An 8728-nucleotide genomic window follows, 5' to 3' on the forward strand; every position below is an offset into this window, starting at 1 on the left:
GTCCTGCACCACCACCTTGAGCATGAAATCCATGTCCCCGGCCATGGTGTAGCACTCCAGCACTTCGGGGTAGCCGATGATCGCTTCTTCGAATTCCGTGAGGTAGCGCCGCCCGTGGCCTGAGAGTTTCACGTCGACGAATACCGTCATGGTCAGGCCGAGTTTGTCCGGATTGAGCAGCGCGACCCGGCGTTCGATCACGCCTTCCTCTTCCAGCCGATTGATCCGCCGCCAGCAGGGCGATTGCGAGAGCTCGACGCGCTCGGCGATGTCCGCTGCGGAAAGCCCGGCGTCGTGCTGCAACAGGCGAAGAATCTTGCGATCGATGGGGCTGAGTTTGACCTGCATGAATTGACCCTTTTTTATTCTTGAAGTGGAACAGGCATGCAGGATATGAGCAGATTTCGGCCCATTTAGAAAGAAAAAGCCCGCACCGCACAGGCAGTATTGACCCTGAGCGCGTCGGGCTGAACCGTCCCGGCGCCACGGCGGTCGTGGTTCACGAGGCTGCGTCGCTGCATTCAACATGCACCTAATAACAACAAAGGAGTGCCTGAATGTCCCTGGCCGACATCCGTCTGGACGATAAGTACCGGCTCGCAACCGGTAACCTGTACCTCACCGGAACCCAGGCGTTGACCCGCCTGCCCATGCTGCAAAAGCAACGCGACGAGGCGCGAGGGCTGAACACCGCCGGTTTCATTTCCGGCTACCGTGGCTCGCCACTGGGCAATCTCGACAAAAGCCTGTGGGACGCCAAGAATTACCTCCGGGAAAACGCCATCCACTTCCAGCCCGGTGTCAACGAAGAACTGGCGGCCACTGCGGTCTGGGGCAGCCAGCAAGTGAATCTGTTTCCCCATGGCAAATACGACGGTGTGTTCGCGCTGTGGTACGGCAAGGGGCCGGGTGTCGACCGTTGCGGCGACGTGTTCAAACATGGCAACTCGGCAGGTGTCGCGGAAAAGGGCGGGGTGCTGATCCTCGCGGGCGACGACCATGGCTGCAAATCTTCGACCATTGCGCACCAGAGTGAACACGCGTTCATCGCCTCGATGATTCCGGTGCTCAACCCGAGCAACGTTCAGGAAATCCTCGATTACGGCATCATCGGCTGGGAGCTTTCGCGCTACAGCGGGTGTTGGGTAGCGATGAAGACCATTGCCGAAAATGTCGATTCCTCCGCCGTGGTCGAGGTCGATCCACTGCGCATTCAAACGCACGTTCCCGAGGACTTCCAGCTTCCCGAAGACGGCTTGCACATTCGCTGGCCTGATCCGCCGCTGGCGCAGGAAGCCCGCCTCAACACCTATAAAATCTACGCCGCGCGGGCGTTTGCCCGGGCCAACAAGCTGAACAAAGTGGTCATCGATTCACCGCAGCCGCGCCTGGGCATCATTACCACCGGCAAATCCTACCTCGACGTGCGCCAGGCCCTTGAAGAGCTGGGCATTGACGAAGCGCTGTGCGCATCCGTGGGTATTCGGGTGCTCAAGGTCGGCATGAGCTGGCCGCTGGAACCGGTGTCGGTCCACGACTTCGCCGAAGGTCTGGACGAGATTCTGGTGGTCGAGGAAAAACGCAGCGTCATTGAGGACCAGTTGACCGGGCAGCTCTATAACTGGCCAGTGGACAAGCGTCCGCGGGTGGTCGGCGAGTTCGACGAAGAAGGGCGCTCGTTGCTGCCCAACCTGGCGGAATTGACCCCGGCCATGATTGCCCGGGTGATCGCCAGACGCCTGGCGCCGATCTATTGCGGTCCGCAAATCGAGGCACGCCTGCAATTTCTGTTGGAGAAAGAGAAGGCCCTCGCGGCGCCGCTGTTCAAGACCCAGCGCACGCCGCATTTCTGCTCAGGATGCCCGCACAACAGCTCGACCCAAGTCCCGGAAGGCAGCCGCGCACTGGCGGGAATTGGCTGTCATTACATGACCATCTGGATGGACCGGGAAACCGATACCTTCACCCAGATGGGCGGCGAGGGCGTGACCTGGATCGGTCAGGCGCCATTCACCGAAACGCCTCACGTGTTTCAAAACCTCGGCGATGGCACTTATTTCCATTCCGGGCATCTGGCGCTGCGCGCGGCGGTGGCCTCCAAGGTCAACATCACCTACAAGATTCTTTACAACGACGCCGTCGCCATGACTGGCGGGCAACCCATCGACGGTATCTTGCGGGTGGATCAACTGAGCCGTCAGGTGTTCAACGAAGGCGTGCAGCGCATCGCGCTGGTCTCGGATGATCCGGACAAGTACCCGAGCCGTGATGCGTTCGCGCCGATCACCACGTTCCATCATCGCCGCGACCTGGACAGCGTCCAGCGCGAGCTGCGTGAGTTCAAAGGCGTGTCGGTGATCATCTACGACCAGACCTGCGCGACCGAGAAACGCCGTCGGCGCAAACGCGGAACGATGCCTGATCTGAACAAACGTGCCGTGATCAACCCGGCAGTCTGTGAAGGCTGTGGCGATTGCGGCGCCAAGTCGGGTTGCCTGTCGATCCTGCCCAAAGAGACCGCTGAGGGGCGTAAGCGCGAAATCGATCAGAGTGCGTGTAACAAGGATTTCAGTTGCGTCGAAGGCTTCTGCCCGAGCTTCGTCACCGTGCACGGCGGCAAACTGCGCAAGCCGCAGTTACCGAAGCAGGTGCAGACGTTCGCCCAATTGCCTGAGCCGACGCTGCCAGGCCTGGATCAACCGTTCAATATCCTGCTGCCCGGCGTGGGCGGTACCGGCGTGACCACCGTGGGGGCGATGCTGGGCTTTGCCGCGAATCTGGAAGGCAAGGGCTGTAGCGTGCTGGATCAGGCAGGGTTGGCGCAAAAATTCGGCCCGGTGGTCAGCCATATTCGTATCGCGGCTCGCCAGGAAGATTTGTTCGCCGTCCGTATTGCCGCAGGCGAAGCGCATTTGCTGCTCGGTTGCGATCTGCTGGTGGCCTCCGGGCCGGATGCCATCGCCAAACTCAACAGCGCCAAGTCCCATGCGGTGGTCAACAGCCAGCAGACCCCGACCGCTGAATTCACCCGCAACCCGGATGCCGAGTTCCCGGCCGACGCGATGATGCAAACCCTCCGTGACGCGGTGGGAGCGGACAAGACCCATTTTGTACCTGCCACCGATCTGGCGACCCGGCTGATGGGCGACAGCATTGCCACTAACCTGTTCATGCTCGGCTTTGCTTATCAGAAAGGCCTGATTCCGTTGTCGGCCGCGGCCATCGAGAAGGCCATCGAGCTTAATGGTGTCTCGGTCAATCTCAATCAGCAGGCTTTTATCTGGGGGCGTCGTGCGGCGTTCGACCTGCCTGCCGTGCAAGCTGCGGCCCATCCTGAGTCAACGCCCTTGGCCGAGCCGCTGACTCTGGAACAGCGTGTGATGAATAACGTTAAAACCCTCGGCGAGTATCAGAATGCGGCATACGGCGAGCGCTACCGGGCGCTGGTCGAGCGAGTGCGTGCGGCGGAGGAGCGCTTGTTTCCGGGCGAGCAACCGGCGTTGACCGAGGCTGTGGTGTTCAACTATTTCAAACTGCTGGCCTACAAAGATGAGTACGAAGTGGCCCGCCTTTATAGCAATGGCGAATTCATCCGTCAGGTATACGCGCAGTTCGAGGGCGACTACCGACTGGAGTTTCATCTGGCGCCCTCGTGGCTGGCCAAGCGTGATTCGCAAGGTGGCACGCCGCGCAAACGCAGTTTCGGTCCCTGGATGCTGAAAGCCTTCGGCGTGCTGAAGACGTTCAAATTCCTGCGCGGTACGGCGTTCGATCCCTTTGGACGCAGCCTGGAGCGACGTCAGGAGCGGGCGTTGATCGAGGGTTACGTGGCGGATATCGACCTGATCCTCACGCAATTGACGCCCACCAATCGCCACACGGCCCTGAGCCTGGCACGCTTGCCGGAACGTATTCGTGGCTATGGGCATGTGAAGGAAGCGGCGATGAACGCGGCGGCGTTACAGGCCGAGCGTTTACGTCAGAGCTTGATCAGCGGGGAAGTGGAGTTGCCGAAACTATTTGAGGTGGCCGCGTAGGTCGGCAATACGCCGGTGTGCTCCTGTAGCAGGCCGGCTTGCCGGCGGTGGCGTCATGTTGATCGCTACCGCCGGCAAGCCGGACGGCTACAAGGTGCTTTATACGCTGATCTCCACCAACACCGCCCCCTCGCTGACCATTTCACCCTCCGTGCAATACAGCGCTGACACCACGCCCGCCTGATTCGCCCGAATGCTGTGCTCCATTTTCATCGCCTCCATCACCACCAGCGGCGTCCCGGTTTCGACGGCCTGACCGATTTCCACCAACACCCGAACAATGCTGCCGTTCATGGGCGCACTGAGGCCGCCGTGCGCGCCATGGCTGGCCTCGCTCGCGGCAATCGGGTCAACGCGGTGGACAGCGTGCAGTTCGCCGTTCCAGCCCAGGTACAGGGTGTCATCACGACGAATCGCCAGGGTGTGATGGCGAACACCGTGCTGTTCGTAGACGAGTTGGTCGCCTTGCAACTGAATGCCCTCAAGTACGCCGCAAAGCACGATATGGCGGGTTTCATCGAGGCAACCCAGCGACAGGCCCACGTCCTGATTCAACCCCAGACGCATGCCGCTGATGGCGGACCACGGCGAGTGTGGGTCGTCTTCGCGCGTGCGGCGGGGCGTGCTCAGACGCCAGGCGTTGGCCGCCAACGACCAGAAAGTGTCTGACAACCCCTCGGCCACAGGCAGCAAATCCGCCTGATAACGTGGGATGAACCCGGTATCCAGCTCGGCGTCGGCGAAGGCGGGGTGCGCGATGATCCGGCGCAGAAATGCCAGATTGGTGCGTAGCCCACCAATGGCAAATTCGTCCAGCATCGCGAGTAACCGCAGGCGCGCCTGCTCGCGGTCTTCGCCCCAGGCGATCAGTTTGCCAAGCATCGGGTCGTAGAAGGGCGACACCTCATCGCCTTCCTCCACACCGCTGTCGACACGACGTCCCGGTCCGGCCATTGATTCTCGATAGACTTCAAGAGTGCCAGTGGCAGGCAGGAAATCATGGGCAGGATCTTCGGCGTACAGCCGCACCTCAATCGCGTGCCCGTTCAATGGCACCTGCTCCTGAGTGATGGGCAGCGGCTCGCCCTGGGCGACGCGAATCTGCCAGGCCACCAGATCCAGCCCGGTGATGGCTTCGGTGACCGGGTGCTCGACCTGCAAGCGGGTGTTCATTTCCATGAAAAAGAACTCGCCACGGGCATCCAGCAGAAACTCCACGGTGCCCGCGCCGACATAGCCGATGGCCTGCGCCGCACGCACGGCGGCTTCACCCATGGCGCGCCTCAGTTCAGGTGTCAGGCCCGGCGCTGGTGCCTCTTCGACCACTTTCTGATGGCGGCGCTGAATCGAACAGTCGCGCTCGTTCAGGTACAGGCAATGGCCGTGCTGGTCGGCGAACACTTGAATTTCCACATGGCGTGGCTTGAGCACGTACTTTTCCACCAACATCCGTGCATCCCCGAACGATGACTGGGCTTCGCGCTGCGCCGAGGCCAGCGCGTCGGCCAGGTCTTCGTCCCGCTCGACCACCTTCATGCCTTTGCCGCCGCCCCCCGCCGTTGCCTTGAGCAGCACCGGGTAGCCGATGCGCGCAGCGGCTTCACGAAAGGTGGCCGCGTCCTGCGCTTCGCCGTGATAACCGGGCACCAGCGGTACGCCGGCGGATTCCATCAAGGATTTTGCGGCGGATTTGCTGCCCATGGCGTCAATCGCTGAGGCGGGAGGGCCGAGAAATACCAGTCCGGCGGCTTCGACAGCCCGAGCGAAACCGGCGTTCTCCGAGAGAAATCCATAACCCGGATGGATCGCCTGAGCGCCGCTGTTTTGAGCGGCGGCAATCAGCTTGTCGATCTGCAAATAGCTGTCGGCGGCCTTGCTGCCGCCCAAATCCACCGCCAGATCCGCTTGGCGTACGTGGCGCGCGTTGCGATCGGTCGCACTGTGTACGGCGACAGTCGAAAGTCCCATGGCCTTGGCGGTGCGCATCACTCGGCAAGCTATTTCGCCGCGATTGGCCACCAGTAACGAGGTGAAGGTGTTGCGTGCCTGGTCACTCATGAACGCGCTCCCTTGGGTTCATCCGACTCGGCGCGCCAGCTCGGCTCGCGTTTTTGCAAGAAGGCCCGCAAGCCCTCTTGACCTTCCGTACTGACTCGAATGCGAGCGATGGTGTTTTCGCAGTAGCGACGCAGCGACGGACTCAGTTCGCCGTGGCCGACTTCGCGCAGTAATTCCTTGCTCACGCGCATGGCCTGCGGGCTGTTGAGCAGCAGATTCTGAATCCAGCGCTGCACCTGTGGCTCAAGCTCGGCGGCGGGGCAGGACTCGGCCAGCAAACCGATCTCCTTCGCCCGCAGGCCATTGAAACGTTCTCCCGTCAGCGCATAACGACGGGTGTGGCGTTCGCCGATGGCCTGGGTCACGAACGGACTGATGACGGCAGGGGCCAGGCCGATCTTCACTTCCGACAGGCAGAACTGCGCATCATCGGCGCCGATGGCCATGTCGCAGCAACTGATCAGCCCCAGCGCGCCGCCATAGGCGGCGCCCTGCACCACGGCCAGCGAGGGCAATTTGAGCTTGGCCAGGTTGTACATCAATTCGCCCAACTCTTGGGCATCACCCAAGTTGGTGTTGTAGTCCAGGTTCGCGGATTCCTGCATCCAGGCCAGATCGGCGCCCGCACTGAAATGTTTGCCGCGGGCGCGTAACAGCATGAAACGCAGGGTGCTGTCGCCCTGAATGCGGTCCAGCGCGATGATCAGTTCGCGAATCATCTGCGCGTTGAACGCGTTGTTCTTTTCCGGACGATTGAGCCAGAGCGTCACGAAACCACGAGGGTCACGCTCAAGTTCCAGGGTGTCAAAATCAGTCATGGTCGCTCCTCGGGTCACATGCGGAACACGCCGAAGCGGCTCGGTTCGATGGGGGCATTGAGCGCGGCGCTGATGGCCAGGCCCAGGATGTCGCGGGTCTGGGCCGGGTCGATCACCCCGTCGTCCCACAGCCGGGCGCTGGAATAGTAGGGGTGGCCTTGATGTTCGTACTGATCGAGGATCGGCTGCTTGATCTCGGCTTCCTGTGCCGCGCTGAAGGGTTGGCCGCTGCGTTCGGCCTGTTCGCGTTTGACCTGGGCCAATACACCTGCGGCCTGTTCGCCGCCCATGACGCCGATCCGGGCATTGGGCCACATCCATAGAAAACGAGGGTCGTACGCCCGGCCGCACATGCCGTAATTCCCGGCGCCGAAGCTGCCACCGATGATCACGGTGAATTTGGGGACGTTGGCGCAGGCAACGGCGGTGACCAGCTTGGCCCCGTGTTTGGCAATGCCACCTGCTTCGTATTTCTGCCCGACCATGAAGCCGGTGATGTTCTGCAAAAAGAGCAGCGGAATGCCCCGCTGGCAGGCCAGTTCAATGAAGTGCGCGCCTTTTTGCGCGGCTTCGGCGAACAGAATGCCGTTGTTGGCGAGGATCGCGATGGGGTAGCCATGGACATGGGCAAAGCCACACACCAGCGTGGTGCCGAACAGGGCTTTGAATTCATCGAATACAGAGCCGTCCACCAGCCGTGCAATGACTTCGCGTACATCGAAGGGCTGTTTGGGGTCTGCTGAAATCACGCCATAGAGTTCGTCACTGGCGTAGAGCGGCGCAACGGGGGGGCGAAACTGCAGCTGACCCTGTTTGCGCCAATTGAGGTTGGCGACGCTGCGGCGAGCGATGGCCAACGCGTGTTCGTCGCTGTCGGCGTAGTGGTCGGCCACGCCGGAAACCTTGCAGTGCACATCGGCGCCGCCCAGCTCTTCGGCACTGACCACTTCGCCCGTCGCGGCCTTCACCAGAGGAGGACCTGCGAGAAAGATCGTCGCCTGCTGGCGGACCATGATCGCTTCGTCCGCCATGGCCGGCACATACGCGCCGCCTGCGGTGCAGGAGCCCATGACCACCGCGATTTGCGGAATGCCTTCAGCGCTCATGTTGGCCTGATTGAAGAAGATCCGTCCGAAATGCTCGCGATCGGGGAAAACCTCGTCCTGACGGGGCAGGTTGGCGCCACCCGAATCCACAAGATAGATGCAGGGTAGGCGGTTTTGCTGGGCGATGGTCTGGGCGCGCAGGTGTTTCTTCACAGTGAGCGGGTAGTAGGTGCCACCTTTCACTGTCGCGTCGTTGGCGATGATCATGCATTCGACGCCTTCGACGCGGCCAATTCCGGCGATCACGCCTGCAGCCGGAACGTCTTCGCCGTAGACCTCGTAGGCCGCCAACTGGCTGAGTTCGAGAAAGGGTGACCCAGTGTCCAGCAAGCGATTGATGCGCTCACGGGGCAGCAGTTTGCCTCGGGAGGTGTGGCGCTCCTGCGCTTTGGCGCCGCCACCTTCAGACACGTGCGCGAGCAGCGTATGAAGTGCGTCGACTTGCCTGCGCAGGGCATCGCTGTTAGTGCAAAACTCCGCCGAGCGCGGATTGATGCGGGTATGCAGAATGGTCATACAGCCTCCGAGACGCTCAGCGGGTTTCGTTGAACAGTTCGCGACCGATCAGCATGCGACGGATCTCACTGGTCCCTGCGCCGATTTCGTAGAGCTTCGCGTCGCGCAACAAGCGGCCTGCGGGAAATTCATTGATGTAGCCGTTGCCGCCCAGAATCTGGATCGTGTCCAGCGCCATTTGCGTCGCGCGCTC

Annotated in this window: 6 protein-coding genes; 1 reads left to right on the forward strand and 5 read right to left on the reverse strand. The window is 61.5% G+C overall.

Going from position 1 to position 8728, the window contains the following annotated elements:
• On the reverse strand, nucleotides 1-348 hold a 348-nt coding region (locus ACI5GA_RS29115), incomplete at its 3' end, for an Lrp/AsnC family transcriptional regulator (RefSeq protein WP_421425563.1).
• Nucleotides 349-557: 209 nt separating this feature from the next.
• Here ACI5GA_RS29115 and ACI5GA_RS29120 point away from each other — a divergent pair.
• Complete coding sequence (locus tag ACI5GA_RS29120; RefSeq protein ID WP_421425564.1) at nucleotides 558-4037, forward strand: indolepyruvate ferredoxin oxidoreductase family protein; 3480 nt, start codon at nucleotides 558-560, stop codon at nucleotides 4035-4037.
• 99 nt (nucleotides 4038-4136) lie between these two features.
• On the opposite strand, the gene ACI5GA_RS29125 is transcribed toward ACI5GA_RS29120, so the two are convergent.
• The 4 genes from ACI5GA_RS29125 to ACI5GA_RS29140 all read right to left on the reverse strand — a co-directional run.
• Entirely contained in the window at nucleotides 4137-6095 is a 1959-nt protein-coding gene (locus ACI5GA_RS29125) for an acetyl/propionyl/methylcrotonyl-CoA carboxylase subunit alpha (protein ID WP_421425565.1), read from the reverse strand.
• The gene (locus ACI5GA_RS29130; RefSeq protein WP_404637729.1) at nucleotides 6092-6913 is read right to left on the reverse strand and encodes a gamma-carboxygeranoyl-CoA hydratase; all 822 of its coding nucleotides are present in this window, start codon (nucleotides 6911-6913) and stop codon (nucleotides 6092-6094) included. The genes ACI5GA_RS29125 and ACI5GA_RS29130 overlap by 4 nt, the downstream gene beginning before the upstream one ends.
• Nucleotides 6914-6927: 14 nt before the next feature.
• Nucleotides 6928-8535 (reverse strand): carboxyl transferase domain-containing protein, encoded by a 1608-nt coding sequence (locus ACI5GA_RS29135; protein ID WP_421425566.1) that lies wholly within the window; start codon nucleotides 8533-8535, stop codon nucleotides 6928-6930.
• A gap of 16 nt (nucleotides 8536-8551) precedes the next feature.
• Nucleotides 8552-8728, reverse strand: a 177-nt coding sequence (locus tag ACI5GA_RS29140; protein ID WP_421425567.1) for an acyl-CoA dehydrogenase family protein, incomplete at its 5' end; no start/stop codon positions are given.

The organism is Pseudomonas sp. Pseu.R1 (assembly GCF_045764065.1).
GTDB lineage: Bacteria > Pseudomonadota > Gammaproteobacteria > Pseudomonadales > Pseudomonadaceae > Aquipseudomonas.